The organism is Rubrivivax sp. A210, from assembly GCF_904426505.1.
Classification (GTDB): Bacteria; Pseudomonadota; Gammaproteobacteria; order Burkholderiales; family Burkholderiaceae_C; genus Rubrivivax.
In genome coordinates this window covers 47,992-63,674 of sequence record NZ_CAJGBN010000067.1, presented here as the reverse complement: position 1 = coordinate 63,674, position 15,683 = coordinate 47,992, and the positions used below count along the sequence as shown (strand labels likewise).

The following is a 15,683-nucleotide window of genomic DNA, read 5'->3' as shown; positions in this document are numbered from 1 at the left end:
GCCCCTTCAGTCCGGCAGAAGATGGGATGCCCGGGGTTAGCTCCCGGGGCCCGCCGCAAGGCCAGACCAAGGAAAGCGCCATGCTCCGTTCACTCTGGATCGCCAAGACCGGCATGGAAGGCCAGCAGGCCAAGCTCGACGCCATCAGCAACAACCTTGCCAATGTCGGCACCAATGGCTTCAAGCGCGCCGGCATCAACTTCGAGGATCTGATGTACCAGAACCTGCGCCCTGCCGGTTCTGCCACTTCCGAGCAGAGCCAGCTGCCTACCGGGCTGCAGGTCGGCCTTGGCGTCAAGGTCGGCTCGACGACGCGCAATTTCGGCCAGGGCTCGCTGCAGCAGACCGGCAACAACTTCGACATCGCCGTCAAGGGCCAGGGCTTCTTCCAGGTGCAGATGCCCGACGGCACCACCGCCTACACGCGCGACGGCGCCTTCCAGGTCGATGCCAACGGCGCCCTCGTCACCAATGCCGGCAATGCCGTGCTGCCCGGCATCACGGTGCCGGCCGCGGCCCTGGGGGTGAGCATCGCCGACAACGGCACCGTCAGCGCCACGCTGGCCAACCAGCCGGCGCCCCAGGTGCTGGGCACGCTGCAGCTGGCCTCCTTCATCAACCCCGCCGGCCTCGAGCCGCGCGGCGGCAACCTGTACTCCGAGACCGCGGCCTCGGGCACGCCGAACGCCGGCGCGCCGGGCAGCGGCGGGCTGGGCACGCTGCTGCAGGGCTTCGTGGAGGGCAGCAATGTCAACGTGGTCGAGGAACTGGTGTCGATGATCGCCACCCAGCGCGCCTATGAGCTCAATTCCAAGGCCATCCAGTCGTCCGACCAGATGCTGCAGCGCCTGAGCCAGCTGTGAAGGAGGCCGCCATGAAGCGCCACGCCGTCGTTCGGTCCGCCACCCTGCACGCTACCCTGGTGCTGAGCCTGCTTCTGGCCGGCTGCGGCGTGATCTGGCCGCGCGTACAGGTCGAGGACAACCAGCCGCCGCTGCTGCCCGAGGTCATACCGCAGCCGGCCGAGGCCACCGGCTCGATCTACCGCGCCGCCAGCTACCGCCCGCTGTTCGAGGACCACCGCGCCCGCCATGTCGGCGACACCCTGGTGGTGCAGATCGTCGAGAAGATCAGCGCCAGCCAGTCGTCGACCAGCTCGGTCGACAAGAAGGGCGGGCTGGCCGCCGGCGTGACGGCATTGCCGGGCATGAACGCCGGCAAGTTCGGCCGCGCCAACATCGGCGCCACCGGTACCAACAGCTTCGAGGGCAAGGGCGCCACCGAGAGCAGCAACGACTTCAGCGGCACCATCACTGTGGTCGTGCGCGGCGTGCTGCCCAACGGCCACCTGTTGATCGCGGGCGAAAAGCAGATCGGCGTCAATGAGAACGTCGACGTGCTGCGCTTCTCGGGCCAGGTCGACCCGCGCGCCATCCAGAGCGGCAACGCCGTGCCGAGCGCGCAGATCGCCAATGTGCGGCTCGAGCACCGTGGCCGCGGCCAGCAGGCCGAGGCGCAGGCAGTGGGCTGGCTGTCGCGCGTCTTCCTCAGCCTGGCGCCGGTCTGAGGCCCGCCATGACCCGCTTCAACGCCGAAAGCCTGCTGCGCTGGACCGTCGCGCTCGGCCTGGCCGCCGCCAGCAGCGCGTTGTGGTGGCCGCTGGAGGCCGCGGCCGCCGTGCGCATCAAGGAAATCGCCGCCGTGCAAGGCGTGCGCAGCAACCAGCTGGTGGGCTATGGGCTCATCGTCGGGCTCGACGGCACCGGCGACCAGAGCACGCAGACGCCATTCACGACGCAGAGCCTGAATGCCATGTTGCAGCAGATGGGCGTGACGCTGCCGCCGGGCGTGACGATGCAGCCGCGCAACGTGGCCGCGGTGATGGTCACGGCCCAGTTGCCGCCCTTCGCCCAGCCCGGCCAGACCATCGACGTCAACGTGTCTTCGGTGGGCAATGCCAAGAGCCTGCGCGGCGGCACGCTGATCGCCACGCCGCTCAAGGGCGCCGACGGCCAGGTCTATGCCCTGGCCCAGGGCAATCTCATCGTCGGCGGTGCCGGTGCCGCGGCGGGCGGCTCCAAGGTGCAGATCAACCACCTCTCGGCCGGCCGCATCCCCGAGGGCGCCAGCGTCGAGCGCAGCGTGCCGACGCCGTTGCTGGCCGGCGACAGCCTGGTGCTGGGCCTGGCGGCGGGTGACTACGCCACCGCACGCGCCGTGGCCGGCGCCATCAACCAGGCCAAGGGCGGCGGCACGGCCGCCGCCATCGACGGCCGCTCGGTGCGCGTCAAGGTGCCCCAGTCCGGCGACGAGCGGGTGGCTTTCCTGGCCGACATCGAGAACCTCACGCTCGAACTCGCCCAGCCGGCGGCGCGCGTGGTGCTCAACGCGCGCACCGGCTCGGTGGTGATGAACGATGCCGTCACCCTGGGCGCCTGCGCCGTGGCGCATGGCAACTTGTCGGTGACCATCAGCACCACGCCGGTGGTGAGCCAGCCCAATGCGCTGGCCCAGGGCCAGACGGTGCAGGCCGAGAAGTCCGACATCGCCATCACCCAGCAGGGCGGGGCGCTGATCAGCATGCCGCCCGGCGTGCGCCTGGCGGATGTCGTGAAGGCGCTCAACGCCCTCGGCGCCACGCCCATGGACCTGCTGGCCATCCTGCAGGCCATGAAGAGCGCCGGCGCGCTGCATGCCGAGATCGAAGTCCTATGACGAATCCCGTCGCCCCCCGCGCCGCGGCCGGCCAGGGCCTGGCCATCGACACCCATGCGCTGGCCACGCTCAAGGCCCAGGCCGCCAGCGACCCCAAGGCGGCGGCGCGCGAGGCGGCCAAGCAGTTCGAGTCGCTCTTCATGAACGAGCTGATGAAGAGCATGCGCTCGTCCACGCTGGCCAGCGGCATGCTCGACAGCACCGGCGGCCAGGTCAGCACCGAGATGCTGGACACGCAGTTCGCGACCCAGCTCAGCGGGCGGCCGGGCGGCCTGTCCGAGGCCATCCTCAAGCAGCTCGAGCGCCAGATGGGCCTGACGCCCGGCCCCGTACCGGCTACTGGATCGGCCAACAACACGCCGGCGCCGCTGGCGGCCAGGCCCGAGGCGGTGCGCGTACCGCAGACGGGCGCTGCAGGCTTCGTGCAGCAGCACGGCGACGCAGCGCGCGCCGCCGAGGCCGCCACCGGCATCCCGGCCACCTTCATGGTGGCGCAGGCGGCGCACGAGACCGGCTGGGGCCGCAAGGAGATTCGCCATGCCGACGGCAGCCCTTCCTACAACCTCTTCGGCATCAAGGCAGGGGCCAACTGGAAGGGCCCGGTGGCCGAGGTCTCGACCACCGAATACATCAATGGCCGCCCGCAGAAGGTGGTGGCGAAGTTTCGCGCCTATGGCAGCTACGCCGAGTCGTTTGCCGACTATGCGCGGCTGATGAAGGACAGCCCTCGCTACCAGGCGGTGGTGCAGGGGGTAAGCCAGGCCTCGGCCGACAAGGGCACGGCGCGCGCCGGCGGCTCGGCCAGCCAGGCGGCGGTGTTCGCCCAGGGCCTGCAGCGCGCCGGCTATGCCACCGACCCGGCCTATGCCGACAAGCTCACGCGCGTCATCAACACCACGCTGCGCCTGCAGCGTTCGCTGGCCTGACGGGTTGAGCTGAGATGGGCGGCTCCTCACTCACCGCGCTGGGCCTCAAGGCCATGACGGCCAACTACATCGGCCTGCAGACCACCAGCCACAACATCGGCAATGCCAATGTCGCCGGCTATTCGCGCCAGGACGCCCAGTTCGCCACCAGCAAGGCGCTGCTGGTGGGCGGCCTCTACCAGGGCCGAGGTGTCGACGTTGCCACCATCGAGCGCGCCCACAATGAATTCGCCACCCGCGAGGCCGCTTCGTCCAAGGCACTGTCGACAATGGACGCGGCGCGCCTGGAGCAACTGCAGCAGATCGAGCCGGTCTTCAAGCCCGGGGAGGGTGGCCTGGGCAATGCCGTCAGCGACCTGATGGGCGCCTTGTCCGACATGGCCAGCCAGCCGGGCGACCTGGCCACGCGCGAGGTCGTGCTGGCGCGTGCCGACAGCCTGGCGGCGCGCTTTCGCGATGCCGGCGCCTTGTTCGACCAGTCGCAGGCCACCGTCACCGGCGCGCTCGAGGCGGCGGTGTCCGAGATCAACAGCCTGGCCCTCAGCATTGCCGCCGACAACCAGCAGATCGCCGCGGCCCAGAACGTGGGCCAGCCCGCCAACGACCTGCTCGACGAACGCGACCGCCTGATCTCGCGCCTGGCCACCCACCTCAAGCTCAGCACCGTGCTGGCCAACGACGGCAGCCTGTCGGTCTTCATCGCCGGCGGCCAGCGCCTGGTGCTCGGCAGCGAGGCGGGCGAGCTGGCGGTGATGCAGGACAGCAGTGATCCCACGCGCAGCGCCCTGGGCATCATGGAGGGCGGTTCGCCCCGCATGATCGCCCCCGACGCCGTGGGCGGCGGCAGCGTGGCTGGCCTGCTGCGCTTCCAGAACCTCGATCTTGCCGCGGCACGCCAGTCACTGGGCGACATGGCTGCCGGCCTGGCGAGCGCCTTCAACATCCAGCACGGTCAGGGCCAGACTCTCAATGGCGGTGCCGGTGGCGATCTCTTCGCCACCCTTGGCAATCCGCCCGATCCCAAGGGAATGGCGCTGCTCATCACCGACCCGCGCGAGCTGGCGGCTGCCGCGATGACGGCGCCGTCCGGCGCACTGGCCACCAGCAACGACAACGCGCTGGCGCTGGCGGGCCTGCGCGACCAGACCATCCTGGGTGGGCGCACCATCGACGATGCCTGGGCCCAGCTGACGGCCGAGTTCGGCGCCCGCATCCAGAACGCGCAGGCGGCTGCCGACATCTCGGCCTCGGTGGCGGCACAGACCGAATCCACACGCGCCAGCCTGGCCGGCGTCAACCTCGACGAGGAAGCCGCCAAGCTCATCCAGTACCAGCAGAGCTACCAGGCCGCGGCCAAGATCCTGCAGGTGGCGCAGGTGCTGTTCGACAAGATGCTCGAAGCCACCACCCGTTGATCACCGCCCCAGCCGACCCACCGCGAGACCGAGCCATGCGCATCACCTCCGCCCACGCCTTCGAGACCTCGGTATCCAATCTGCAGCGCCGCCAGCAGGGCATCAGCGAGGCGCAGGACCGCCTCACCAGCGGCAAGCGCGTGCAAAAGGTCAGCGACGACCCTTCGTCGGCCGCGGCGGCCATACGCGCGCTGGCGGCGTCGCGCCGCGTCGACGCCGAGCAGCGCGCACTGGGCGCCAGCCGCAACGCCATGCTGCTCACCGAGAGCGCGCTGGGCGACGCCGGCGAACTGCTGCAGCAGGCGCGCGAGACGGTGATGAATGCCGGCAACGGCGGCTACAGCGACAGCGAGCGCGCGCTTATGGCGGACAAGCTGGAAGGCCTGCGCGACGACCTGCTCAAGACGGCCAACCGGGGTGACGGCGCCGGTCGCTATCTCTTCGGCGGCAAGGGCGCCGACGTGCCACCGATCGCGGCCAACGGCCTCACCTACAACGGCACCGCCGGCCAGGCGCAGGCCGCCTCGGGCGAGCCTTCGCCGTTGTCGATGGACGGCCAGGCCGTCTGGCTGAGCGAGCTCGACCAGGCCCTGCCCGGCAGCACGATCTTCGCGATGCTGGACCGCACCGTCACCGAACTGCGAACGGCCGGGCGCACCACTGCCGAGATCACCCAGACCGTGGCCGACGGCCTGGGCTTCATCGACAAGGCCCAGGAGCACCTGGGTGGCTGGCGTGCGCGTGCCGGCGAGACGCTCAACCGCATCGACGGCATCGCCAGCCGCCTGGGCCAGGGCAAGCTCGACGCCGAGCGCCAGCTCTCCGAGGCCGAGGATCTGGACATGCTGCAGGCGATCTCCGAATTCCAGAACCGCCAGAGCGGCTACGATGCCGCCCTGAAGACCTATTCCATCGTGCAGCGCCTGTCCCTCTTCGACTACGTCCGCTAGGCGCCCGCCTCCCCAAGGCCGCCGGCCCCCCTCATGTCCGAGCATCCCGTACTGGGCCAGCTGGCCCTCGGCTACAGCCCGATGATCGACCGCCAACGTGCGGTGGTCGCGAGCCGGCTGACCCTCTTCCCCGAAAGGCCCGAGTCCACGCCCGATGCCGCGGCATTGCTGGACGCCCTGCTCGAGGTCTGGCCGGCCAGTGACGAGGCCGAGCCCATGAAGCTGACGCTGCGCCCGCTGGAGCCGCGCCCGGCCGGTGCCCGCGGCGTGCCGCTGCCGCCGACGGTGAAGAACGCGCCGGTCTCGCTCAACATCGCCGGCGAGTCGCTGCTGATGGCGGTGATGGAGGCGGCGCCGCCGCCCCACCTGATGCTGGAGATTCCGGCCTTCATGGCCACCGATGCCACCCACGCCGAGGCCATACAGCGCCTGCGCGAGGCCGGCAGCGTGCTGCTCATCAAGGGCCGGCCGCTGAAAGCCCTGGCGCCCGAAGTGCTGGCCTGTTTTTCGCATTCCATCGTCGACGTCAGCGACGAGCGCCGCAGCGAGGCCACCGCGACACCGGGCGTGCGCAGCATCACCACGGTGCAGGCCGGCACGCGCAGCGCGGCCGAGGTCGAGCGCGCCTTCCAGCGCGGCGCGGTGGCCGTGCTCGGCTGGCCCTTCGACGACCCGCTGCCGGCCGCCGGTGCGCGCCACACGGTGGCTTCCGACGTGAGCGTGGTGCTCGACCTCATCAACGGCGTCGAGCGCGAAGAGCCGGTGTCCCGCCTCGAGGCCGTGCTGCGGCGCGACCCCACGGTGGCCTTCCGGCTGATGCGCTACCTCAACTCGCCGGCCTTCGGGCTTTCGGTGGAGGTCAATTCCTTCGGCCATGCGCTGATGCTGCTGGGCCACGAGCGGCTCAAGCGCTGGCTGGCGCTGCTGCTGGCCTCGTCGTCCAAGGCCGGCTTTGCCCAGCCGATGATCCACGCCGCGGTGCGCCGCGGCCTGCTGCTCGAGGAACTGGGCCGCGGCCAGGGCGACCCCGAGCTGCGCGGCGAGATGTTCATCTGCGGCGTCTTCTCGCTGCTCGATCGCCTGCTGCAGCAACCCTTCGCTGAGCTGATGAAGAACCTGCCCGTGCCCGAGCGCGTGCAGCAGGCGCTGTGCGGCCAGGGCGGGCCCTTCGCGCCCTATCTGGAACTGCTGCGCGCCATCGAGCAGGAGTCGCTCTACGACATCCGCGAGTGCAGCGACCAGCTCATGCTCGGCCCGGCCGAAGTCAACCGCGCGCTGCTGGTGGCGCTGGGCTCGGCGCGCCAGCTCGACGGATGAGCCTGGGCGGTGCCGTGGCCTCGGCCAGCCTGCGCGGCGTGCTCTGGGCCTCCAGTGTGCCGGCCACGTTGCAGGACGCTGCGTTCAGGCTGGTCGATGTCAACGAGGCCTTCGCGGCCCTCGTCGGCCTGCCGCGCGAGCAGTTGCTGGGCCGCGACATGCTCGAGCTTCAGCCGGCCGAAGACCGTGACGCCAACCGCCTGCAGCGCGGCGAGGTGACGCGGGCGCTGCTGCCGGGCGCACCGCCGCTGATCCTGCGCCGCCGCCTCGTCGACGCCGCCGGCTCCCAGCACTGGCTGACGCTCAATGTGGTGGCTCTGGCCGATCCTCGCGGCCACCGCCAATGGCTGACGCTGATGCAGGACACCAGCGTCGAGCACGCGGCGCGCGCCCAGGTGCGGCGCGCCGAGGACGAGCTGGCGCAGTGGTTCGAGTTGAGCGGAGGCGGCATGCTGGTCTACGACGCCACCGGCCTCATCGTGCGGTCCAACGCCGCCTTCGAGGCCCTGGTCGAGCGCGTGCCCGAGGTGCTTTCCGACGCCGCGCCCGAACTGCAGGCCCTGCTCGCCTGGGAGGGCGGGGCGATGTCGCCGCAGCTCGCGCCGGGCGCTCGCCCGCTCGAGCGCCAGGTGCTGCTGCCCATGGGCGAAGGCCGGCGCCGCCGCCTGTGGGCGCGCCTGGCCTGCCATCTGGGCGACGGCGGCGGGCGCCGCGTGATGGCCGTGGTGCAGGACCGCAGCGCCGAGGACGAGCGCGACCTTGCCCAGCTCGAGATGGGCATGCTGATGGACACCGCCAGCATCGGCGTGGCCACCTACGACCCGTCGCGCGGCTGGCTGGCGCCGCCCAGCAGCGGCGAGCACGTCCGCGTCGAGACCCAGCGCGTGCCGGCCGCCGGTGCGCTGCTGGGCATAGGCCGCGAACTCGTCGAGACGGAGTCGCTGCCCGAGTTCGAGCGTCTGCAGCGCGCGCTGCGCCAGGGTGAGCGAGCCGAGGTGCGCTATGCCGTGCGCCATCCCGAGCTGGGCTCGCGCTGGCTGCTCACGCGCGTCGAGCCGGCGGCGCTGGCAGCCGGACGCGTCACCACCTCGGTCGTCACGCTCGACATCACCGACCAGGAGAGCGCGCGCCGCCGCAACGAGCAGCTGCTGCGCGAGCTGACCACCATCCTCGACAGCTCCACGGCCGGCATCGCCTACCTGCGCGGTCCGGTGCTGGTGCGCTGCAACCGGCGCTTCGAGCGCATGCTCGATTTCGAGCCGGGTGCGGCCGCCGGCGCCTCGCTCGAAGAGATTTTCGGCCGCGGCATGGGCCCCGCCCAGGGCCTGGGCGAGGTGACCCAGGCCTTGGCCCAGGGGCGGCCCTTCGAGGCCGAGCTGCCGCTGGCACAGGCCGGAGGTTCGCTGCACTGGTATTCGCTTTCCGTGCGGCGCGCCGAGCCGCAGACCGGCCAGGTCGAGGCGGTGGCCGTGCTCACCGACATCACGCGGCTCAAGACCCAGCAGGCCGAACTGGAGCAACTGCTGCGCGACCGCGAGCTGATGTTCAGCCTGTCCGAGGTCGGCATCGTCTACCAGCGCGGCGCGCGCATCGAGCGCGCCAACCAGGCCATGGCCACGCTGGCCGGCTGGGCGCCGAGCGAGCTCAACACGCTGGACGCCGCCGAGCTGTACGAGAACGCACGCGAATGCGTGGCCTTCGAGTCCCGCATCGCCCACGCGCTGCGCGAGCATGGCCGCTTCAGTGGCGAGCGCGTGCTCAAGCGCCGCGACGGCCGCCTGGTCTGGGTGCAGGTGGCGGTGCGGCCGGTCAACGCGGCCGACCCCGAGGCCGGCGTGATCTGCTCCTTCGTCGACATCGATGAGCGCCGGCGCGCCCGCGAGGCGATGGCGCGCCAGGCCGAGCGCACGCGCGCCATCCTCAACTCGGTGCTGGTGGGCATCGTCACCGTGTCCGAGCGCGGCATCGAGTGGATGAACCGCTCGGCGCGGCGCATGTTCGCCGGCGAGCTGGCCGATTTCGTCGGCGAGCCCATCAGCATCGTCGCCACCCCCGAGCCCGAGCACCCGCTGCGCCGCGTCGACTGGCTCGACCGCCTCAACGAGGGCCAGGCCGAGACCTTCGAATGCCGGCTGCGCGGGCGCGACGGTCGCTTGTTCTGGGTTGTCGGCAATGCCGTGCTCACCAGCCAGAGCACGGGCACACCTCGCCACGGCCTGCTCGGCGGGCGCGAGCTGACCTTCGCGCTGCTCGACATCGAGCGCCGCCGCCAGGCCGAGGTCAGCATTGCCCAGGCCCAGGCTTCGCTGCAGCGCGTGATCGAGACCGCGCCGCTGGCCATCGCCCTTTTCGACGCACGCACGCTGCGCATGCAGCAGGTCAACCAGACCGCCGCGGCCTTCTTCCGCCAAAGCATCGCGGGCGCGGTCGGTGCCCTGCCCGAGGATTGCTGCGCCCCCGCCCAGGCGGCTCAGTTGCGCGCCTGGCTCAGCGATGCCGCCGGCGGCGACGCCGGCAGCCCGGTGCGCCAGCATGAGTGGCGCGAAGAGGGCGGCGCCGCGCCGGCCACGGCGCCGCGCGTGTGGGACTGCCGCATCACCGCGCTGCACGAGGGCCAGGGCGCGGCCAAGCAGTTGCTGCTGGTGGCCAGCGACGTGACCGAGCAGCGCGCCGCCGAGCGCGCACGGCTGCAGGCCGCCATTGCCCAGCGCGAGGTGTTGGTGCGCGAGGTCCACCATCGAATCAAGAACAACCTGCAGGGCGTGGCCGGCCTGCTGCAGCAGAACGCCGCCCGCCACCCCGAGGTGGCGGCGGTGCTGTCCGAGGCCGTGGGCCAGGTGCAGGCCATCGCCCAGGTCTACGGCCTGCAGGTCGGTGCCAGCGGGCCGCTGGCGGTGGCCGGGCTGCTGCGCGCCATCGCGCAGTCGGTGCAGCGCACCTTCGGGCGCCCGATCTCGGTCGAATGCGTCGGCGAGGTGCCCCACATCCTGCCCGAGGCGGAGTCGATCCCGGTGGCGCTGACGGTCAATGAGCTCTTCACCAACGCCATCAAGCACGGTGTCGGCGGCGGCGTGCGCTGCCGCCTGCGCGCACTGGCCGAGGGCGTGCGCATCGAGATCGCCGGCCAGGGCCGGCTGGCGCCCGATTTCGACCTCTCGCGCATGCGCGGCGGCGTCTCGGGCCTGGGCCTGGTACGGGCCCTGCTGCCACGCCGCAGCGCCATGCTCTCGCTGCAGCAGGAGGGCGACGATGTCGTCGCCATCATCGAGCTGCGTCCGCCCAGCGTGCGCATCGACGCGGCGGTCGATCAGCGACAATCGGCGCCATGAGCGCGAACGCAGCCCAGGCAGTCAAAGGTCGCATCCTCGTCGTCGACGACGACCGCCTCGTGCTCGCCACCGTGACCCACGGCCTGGCGCAGGCCGGCTACGAAATCATCGACGCTGACAACGGTGACGATGCCATCCTGCTGGCGCGCGAGCACCGGCCGCAGCTGGCGCTGCTGGACATCCGCATGGAAGGCAAGAGCGGCTTCGATGTCGCCGAGACGCTGCGCGACGCCTACCGCATCCCCTTCATGTTCCTGTCGGCCTTCTCCGACGAGGCCACCATCGCCAAGGTGCGCGAGCTCGGCGCGCTGGCCTACCTGGTCAAGCCGCTCGACGTGGGCCAGATCGTGCCGGCGGTCGAGGCCGCCTTCGCGCGCCTGGGCGCCGCGCCGCCTGCGACCGCTGCGCCGTCGTCCACTGCCGCCGCGCCGCTGGACGCCGTGGCGCTGGCCGTGGGCGTGCTGATGCACCGCCATTCGCTGGTGCGTGCCGACGCGATGAAGCGCCTGCAGCGCCTGGCCGATGACCAGAAGATGAGCCCGGCGGCCCAGGCCGAGCGGTTGCTGGCTGCGGTCGAGGAACTGGCGCGCAGCGGCTGATCACGCCGCCCCGGGCTCAGCCCGGCAGCGTGAAGAAGAAGCTGGCGCCGCGGCCAGGTTCGGCATCGGCCCACAGCTCGCCGCCATGGCGGCGCACGATGCGGCGCACCGAGGCCAGGCCGACGCCGGTGCCCGGGAACTCGCTCGCGCTGTGCAGGCGCTGGAAAAGGCCGAACAGGCGGTCGGCCGAGCGCATGTCGAAGCCGGCGCCGTTGTCGCGCACCACGAAGGCCGGCCGCGAGCCGTGCATCACGCGCTGGAAGGCGATCTGGGCGCGGGCGCAGCGTGAGCTGTACTTCCAGGCGTTGCCGAGCAGGTTCTCGAGCACCAGGCGCAGCAGGGTGGGGTCGCCGACGGCGCCCAGATCGGGCTCGATTTCGATGTCGGCCTCGCGCTCGGGCGCGGCGCGCCGCAGGTCGTCGACCACATAGCCGGCCAGCTGCGACAGATTGACCGGCTGGCGCGCCAGCGGTTGCGACGACAGCCGCGCCAGCGTCATCAGCGCGTCGATCATCAGATTCATGCGCGTGGCGGCGCCGAGCACGCGGTCAAGGTGGTCGTTGCCGACGCGGTCGAGCAGGCGGCCGTAGTCCTCTTTCACGATGCGCGTGAAGCCCTCGACGACGCGGATGGGCGCGCGCAGGTCGTGCGAGACAGTGAAGCCGAAGTTCTCGGTCTCCTGGGCGTCGGCGCTGCTGCCTGCGCTGGCCGGCTGGGCCAGCACCAGGCCTCGGCTGCCATCGGCCAGCGGGCCGAAGCCCTGCAGCTGCCAACCCTGCAAGGCCTGCGGCGTGCCCGCTTCGGCCTGGGCGCAGGCTTCGCGCAGCGTTGCCGGCAGCTCGGCCAGCAGCGCATCGAGGCGCTCGCCGGGGCGCAGTGCTGGCCAGCGTTCAAGGGCGCGCGTGCTGGCATGCAGCACGCGCCAGCCCTCGCCGCGGTCCAGCGCCACCACCGCGGTGGCGGCGCAGGCGGCCAGGGTCGGGCCCAGCGCGGCGGCGGCGGCGCGCAGCGCGTCGTCGCCATCGGTGGGGCGGGCGGTGCCGGTGCAGCCGTCGAAGCGGCCGAGGTCGTCGAAGCAGGGCACGCCGCTGAGTTCCCAGCCGGCGCTGCCTTCCAGTGGCCGCGGCGCGATCACGCGCAGCGCGTGGAAGGGCTGTTGGTGGGCCAGGCGGGCGTGCAAGGCGGCGCCGAAGAGCGGGCAATCGGCTGCGGTGGAAGCGCCCGGTCCCTGCCATGCGACGAGGCGGTGGCCGCCATCGGTGCGCCAGGTCCAGCCCGCTTCGAGCTGGCGTTCCAGGCGCAGTTCGGCGCGCGCCGCACGCAGGGCACGCTCGCCGCGGCGGCGCTCGCCCAGCGTGCCGGCGAGATAGGCGCCGGCGCTGGCCAGCAACAGCGCCAGCGAGGCAAACAACCACGCAGCGCCGCTGGTGGAGGCGCTGCAGCCACCAAGGGCGGGGGGCAGGGCGGTAAGCAGCGCGCCCAGGCGCGGCGTCATCGCGCCGCGGCAGTCTTCGGCGCCCGGGTGCGGGGCTAGCATGAGCGGGATTGTACGGAGCGACACCCCCATGCAAGCTCAAGTTCGGAGCCCGGGCGCCGAAACCCCATCATGGTCCGGGCAGGGTGCAGTCCTGCTGCTGCGGGCCCGGCCAGTCCCCAGCAGTCGCACCCCAAGGGGGATCGTCAAGATGCCAACGAATACCGCCGCCGTCTGGCGCAATCGGCCCAAGGGCTGCAGCGCGCTTAACATCCGGGTTATTCCTGATTCGCTGCGGCCTGTGTACGGCCTGCCATGAGCACCGACTTCCGACCCGCCCCGGCCGCCGCGCCGGTCCTGCCCCTGGACCCCGAGGCCCTCGCCCGCCTGCGCGAGCTCGACCCCAGCGGCCAGCACGGCGTGGTCGCCCGCGTGCTGGCCACCTACGATGCGTCGCTGCGGCGCCTGCTGGCCCAGGCCGAGGCGGCGCGCGGTGATGCCACGGCCGTGGCGTCCATCGCCCATACCTTGAAATCCTCGTCGGCGAGCGTCGGCGCCCTGTCCCTGGCCTCGAGCTGCGCCGCCATCGAGGCGCGGCTGCGTGGTGGCGATGTGTCGACATTGCGGGCCGATGTCGAGCGCCTGCTCGGCGAAGGGCAGGCCGCGCTGCGGTCGGTGGATGCCATGCTGCAGGAGCGTCAACCGCAATGACGCAAGACCAAGCTGCCGCCGACGAAGGCCTGCCGGCGCAACCCGAAGTCCTGCTCGTCGATGACGATCCGGTGAACCTGATGCTCACCGCGCAGGCCCTGCGCGAGCGCGGCTTCAGGATTTTCGAGGCCGACAGCGGCGAGCGCGCACTGCAGATGCTGCGTGACTGGACGCCCGACCTCGTCGTGCTCGACGCCATGATGCCCGGGCTGGACGGCTTCGACACCTGCGCCGAGCTGCGGCGCCGTCCCGGCTGGGAGAACACGCCGGTGCTGATGCTCACCGGCCTGGATGACGACGCCTCCATCACACGCGCCTACCAGGTGGGCGCCACCGATTTCTTCGTCAAGGCCACGCAGTGGGGCCTGCTCGCCGGCCGCTTGCGCTACCTGCTGCGCGCCTCGCGCACGCGGCTGGAACTGGAGCGAAACCGCGCCAAGCTGGCACGCGCGCAGGATCTGGCGCGCATGGGCAGCTTCGATTGGCGGCGCAGTCGGCACGGCGTGCTGATGTCGCCCGAGGCGCTGCGCGTGTTCGGCTTCGGCCCCAGCGAGCCCCTGGCCCTGCGCGCCCTCATGCGCATGGTGCCGCAGGAAGGGCGGCGGGCGCTGTCCAAGGAGATGCACCGGGCGCTGCGCCATGCCTCGGTGCTGGCTGCCGACGTGCCCGTGGTCTTGCTCGACGGGCGCCAGCGCATCGTTCATGTCGAGGCCGAACCCGAGTTCAGCGAGCATGGTCACAGCATCGGCTACTCCGGCATCGTGCAGGACGTGACCGATCGCCGCCAGGCCGAAGACCGCATCCACCGCCTGGCGAATTTCGACGAACTCACGGGCCTGCCCAACCGCCGCCAGCTGCTGTGGCGCGCCGAGCGTGCGCTCGAGCAGGCGCGCCGGCTGCAGCATCACTTTGCGCTGCTGCTGATCGACCTTGACCGCTTCAAGATCATCAACGACACCCTGGGCCACTGGGCCGGCGACGAACTGCTGCACGAGGTCGGCCGCCGCCTGCGCGCCTGCGTGCGCCACAGCGACCAGGTCATGGACGGCATGCTCGAAGCTGCCGGCGCGCGTTCGCACCGCGCGCTCGAGACCGTCGGCCGCCTGGGCGGCGACGAGTTCGTGGCCTTGCTGCCCGAAGTCGCGAGCGACCGCGACGCCAAGCGCGTGGCCGATCGCATCCTCGAGGCGCTGCGCGAGCCCATCGTCATCAGCGGCCAGGAGCGCTTCGTCACTGCCAGCGTCGGCGTGGCCGTGTTTCCGCGCGATGGCAATTCGGTGGTCGATCTGCTGCGCAATGCCGATGTCGCCATGTACGCGGCCAAGGAGCAGGGCAAGGACTCCACCGCCATTTACAGCCCGCAACTCCTGAGCGGCCGTGCGCGCGACGCGCTCGAACTCGAGACTGCCCTGCACCGCGCCATCGAGCGCAACGAACTGGTGCTGCACTACCAGCCCAAGATCGACGTGCGTTCGTCGCGCATGATGGGAGTCGAGGCACTGATGCGCTGGCAGCGCGGCAATGAACTGGTGATGCCGGGCCAGTTCATCAAGGTCGCCGAGGAGACCGGCCTCATCGTCCCGATGTCCTACTGGGCGCTGGGCGAGGCGGCGCGCCAGGCGCACGCCTGGAAGCAGGCCTTCGGATTCGACGATGCCATCGCCGTCAACCTGCCGGCGCGCATGTTCGAGCGCAGCGACCTCGTCGAGTGCATTCACCAATACTGCGCCAACGCCGATGTGCCGCCGCGTGCCATCCAGCTCGAGATCATCGAGGGCAGCCTGATGCGCGACATCGAGGCCGTGATCCCCTCGCTGCACCGGCTCTACCAGATCGGCGTCGAGATCGCCATCGACGACTTCGGCACCGGCTATTCATCGCTGGCCTACCTGACGCAACTGCCCATCTCCGAGCTGAAGATCGACAAGGGCTTCGTCAAGGACATCGGTACCTCGGCGCAGAACCTGGCCGTGGTGCAGGCCATCATCGCGCTCGGGCGCTCGCTGGGTCTGCGCGTCGTCGCCGAGGGCGTGGAGACGCTGCGCCAGGAAGACGAGCTGCGCAAGGCCGATTGCCGCTTCATGCAGGGCTTCCTGTTCAGCCGTGCGCTGCCGGCCGGGGAACTGCAACGCTGGCACGAGCAGACCGTGCTGCCCAGCGCCACGCCGTGGATGGGCGCCTCGCGCGAGGGCGAATTCCCTGACGACGGGCTGCGTGCCACCGGCCGTCGGCCCTATCACTAGCGCC

12 protein-coding genes are annotated in these 15,683 nt (G+C 71.3%); 11 read left to right on the top strand and 1 reads right to left on the bottom strand.

The genetic code is table 11. The annotated features are described in order from the left end of the window. Positions 1-80: 80 nt before the first annotated feature. Genes flgG through JMV16_RS21425 form a run of 9 tightly spaced genes read left to right on the top strand, consistent with a single transcriptional unit; the run spans position 81 to position 11,251 of the window. Positions 81-863, top strand: coding sequence for a flagellar basal-body rod protein FlgG (flgG, locus tag JMV16_RS21465; RefSeq protein WP_201496360.1), 783 nt, complete (start codon positions 81-83; stop codon positions 861-863). Between the two features lie 11 nt (positions 864-874). Then, the gene (locus JMV16_RS21460) at positions 875-1,567 is read left to right on the top strand and encodes a flagellar basal body L-ring protein FlgH (RefSeq protein ID WP_201496359.1); all 693 of its coding nucleotides are present in this window, start codon (positions 875-877) and stop codon (positions 1,565-1,567) included. A gap of 8 nt (positions 1,568-1,575) precedes the next feature. Further along, on the top strand, positions 1,576-2,715 hold the full coding sequence (locus JMV16_RS21455) for a flagellar basal body P-ring protein FlgI (RefSeq protein WP_201496358.1): 1,140 nt from the start codon (positions 1,576-1,578) through the stop codon (positions 2,713-2,715). Next, a complete protein-coding gene (gene flgJ / locus JMV16_RS21450) occupies positions 2,712-3,641 on the top strand; it encodes a flagellar assembly peptidoglycan hydrolase FlgJ (protein WP_201496357.1) in 930 nt (309 codons plus the stop codon). The genes JMV16_RS21455 and flgJ overlap by 4 nt, the downstream gene beginning before the upstream one ends. 14 nt (positions 3,642-3,655) lie before the next feature. Continuing rightward, complete coding sequence (gene flgK, locus JMV16_RS21445; protein WP_201496356.1) at positions 3,656-5,056, top strand: flagellar hook-associated protein FlgK; 1,401 nt, start codon at positions 3,656-3,658, stop codon at positions 5,054-5,056. Between the two features lie 35 nt (positions 5,057-5,091). After that, a complete protein-coding gene (flgL, locus tag JMV16_RS21440; RefSeq protein WP_201496355.1) occupies positions 5,092-6,006 on the top strand; it encodes a flagellar hook-associated protein FlgL in 915 nt (304 codons plus the stop codon). Between the two features lie 33 nt (positions 6,007-6,039). Then, on the top strand, positions 6,040-7,323 hold the full coding sequence (locus tag JMV16_RS21435; RefSeq protein ID WP_201496354.1) for an EAL and HDOD domain-containing protein: 1,284 nt from the start codon (positions 6,040-6,042) through the stop codon (positions 7,321-7,323). After that, positions 7,320-10,652, top strand: coding sequence for a PAS domain S-box protein (locus tag JMV16_RS21430; protein WP_201496353.1), 3,333 nt, complete (start codon positions 7,320-7,322; stop codon positions 10,650-10,652). The genes JMV16_RS21435 and JMV16_RS21430 overlap by 4 nt, the downstream gene beginning before the upstream one ends. Beyond that, on the top strand, positions 10,649-11,251 hold the full coding sequence (locus tag JMV16_RS21425) for a response regulator (RefSeq protein WP_201496352.1): 603 nt from the start codon (positions 10,649-10,651) through the stop codon (positions 11,249-11,251). Before JMV16_RS21430 ends, JMV16_RS21425 begins: the two co-directional genes overlap by 4 nt. Positions 11,252-11,267: 16 nt before the next feature. Here JMV16_RS21425 and JMV16_RS21420 read toward each other — a convergent pair whose 3' ends face one another. After that, entirely contained in the window at positions 11,268-12,788 is a 1,521-nt protein-coding gene (locus JMV16_RS21420) for a sensor histidine kinase (protein ID WP_201496351.1), read from the bottom strand. A gap of 252 nt (positions 12,789-13,040) precedes the next feature. On the opposite strand from JMV16_RS21420, the gene JMV16_RS21415 reads away from it, so the two are divergent. Together JMV16_RS21415 and JMV16_RS21410 are read left to right on the top strand one after the other, a co-directional pair. Continuing rightward, the gene (locus JMV16_RS21415) at positions 13,041-13,436 is read left to right on the top strand and encodes an Hpt domain-containing protein (protein WP_201496350.1); all 396 of its coding nucleotides are present in this window, start codon (positions 13,041-13,043) and stop codon (positions 13,434-13,436) included. After that, complete coding sequence (locus JMV16_RS21410; RefSeq protein WP_201496349.1) at positions 13,433-15,679, top strand: putative bifunctional diguanylate cyclase/phosphodiesterase; 2,247 nt, start codon at positions 13,433-13,435, stop codon at positions 15,677-15,679. The genes JMV16_RS21415 and JMV16_RS21410 overlap by 4 nt, the downstream gene beginning before the upstream one ends. Positions 15,680-15,683 lie beyond the last annotated feature (4 nt).

What these genes read in the sequence shown, in the direction of transcription:
- flgG (WP_201496360.1), top strand. Translation starts at nt 81, where the DNA reads ATGCTCCGTTCACTCTGGATCGCCAAGACCGGCATGGAAGGCCAGCAG.
- JMV16_RS21460 (WP_201496359.1), top strand. Translation starts at nt 875, where the DNA reads ATGAAGCGCCACGCCGTCGTTCGGTCCGCCACCCTGCACGCTACCCTG.
- JMV16_RS21455 (WP_201496358.1), top strand. Translation starts at nt 1,576, where the DNA reads ATGACCCGCTTCAACGCCGAAAGCCTGCTGCGCTGGACCGTCGCGCTC.
- flgJ (WP_201496357.1), top strand. Translation starts at nt 2,712, where the DNA reads ATGACGAATCCCGTCGCCCCCCGCGCCGCGGCCGGCCAGGGCCTGGCC.
- flgK (WP_201496356.1), top strand. Translation starts at nt 3,656, where the DNA reads ATGGGCGGCTCCTCACTCACCGCGCTGGGCCTCAAGGCCATGACGGCC.
- flgL (WP_201496355.1), top strand. Translation starts at nt 5,092, where the DNA reads ATGCGCATCACCTCCGCCCACGCCTTCGAGACCTCGGTATCCAATCTG.
- JMV16_RS21435 (WP_201496354.1), top strand. Translation starts at nt 6,040, where the DNA reads ATGTCCGAGCATCCCGTACTGGGCCAGCTGGCCCTCGGCTACAGCCCG.
- JMV16_RS21430 (WP_201496353.1), top strand. Translation starts at nt 7,320, where the DNA reads ATGAGCCTGGGCGGTGCCGTGGCCTCGGCCAGCCTGCGCGGCGTGCTC.
- JMV16_RS21425 (WP_201496352.1), top strand. Translation starts at nt 10,649, where the DNA reads ATGAGCGCGAACGCAGCCCAGGCAGTCAAAGGTCGCATCCTCGTCGTC.
- JMV16_RS21420 (WP_201496351.1), bottom strand. Translation starts at nt 12,788, where the DNA reads ATGCTAGCCCCGCACCCGGGCGCCGAAGACTGCCGCGGCGCGATGACG.
- JMV16_RS21415 (WP_201496350.1), top strand. Translation starts at nt 13,041, where the DNA reads ATGAGCACCGACTTCCGACCCGCCCCGGCCGCCGCGCCGGTCCTGCCC.
- JMV16_RS21410 (WP_201496349.1), top strand. Translation starts at nt 13,433, where the DNA reads ATGACGCAAGACCAAGCTGCCGCCGACGAAGGCCTGCCGGCGCAACCC.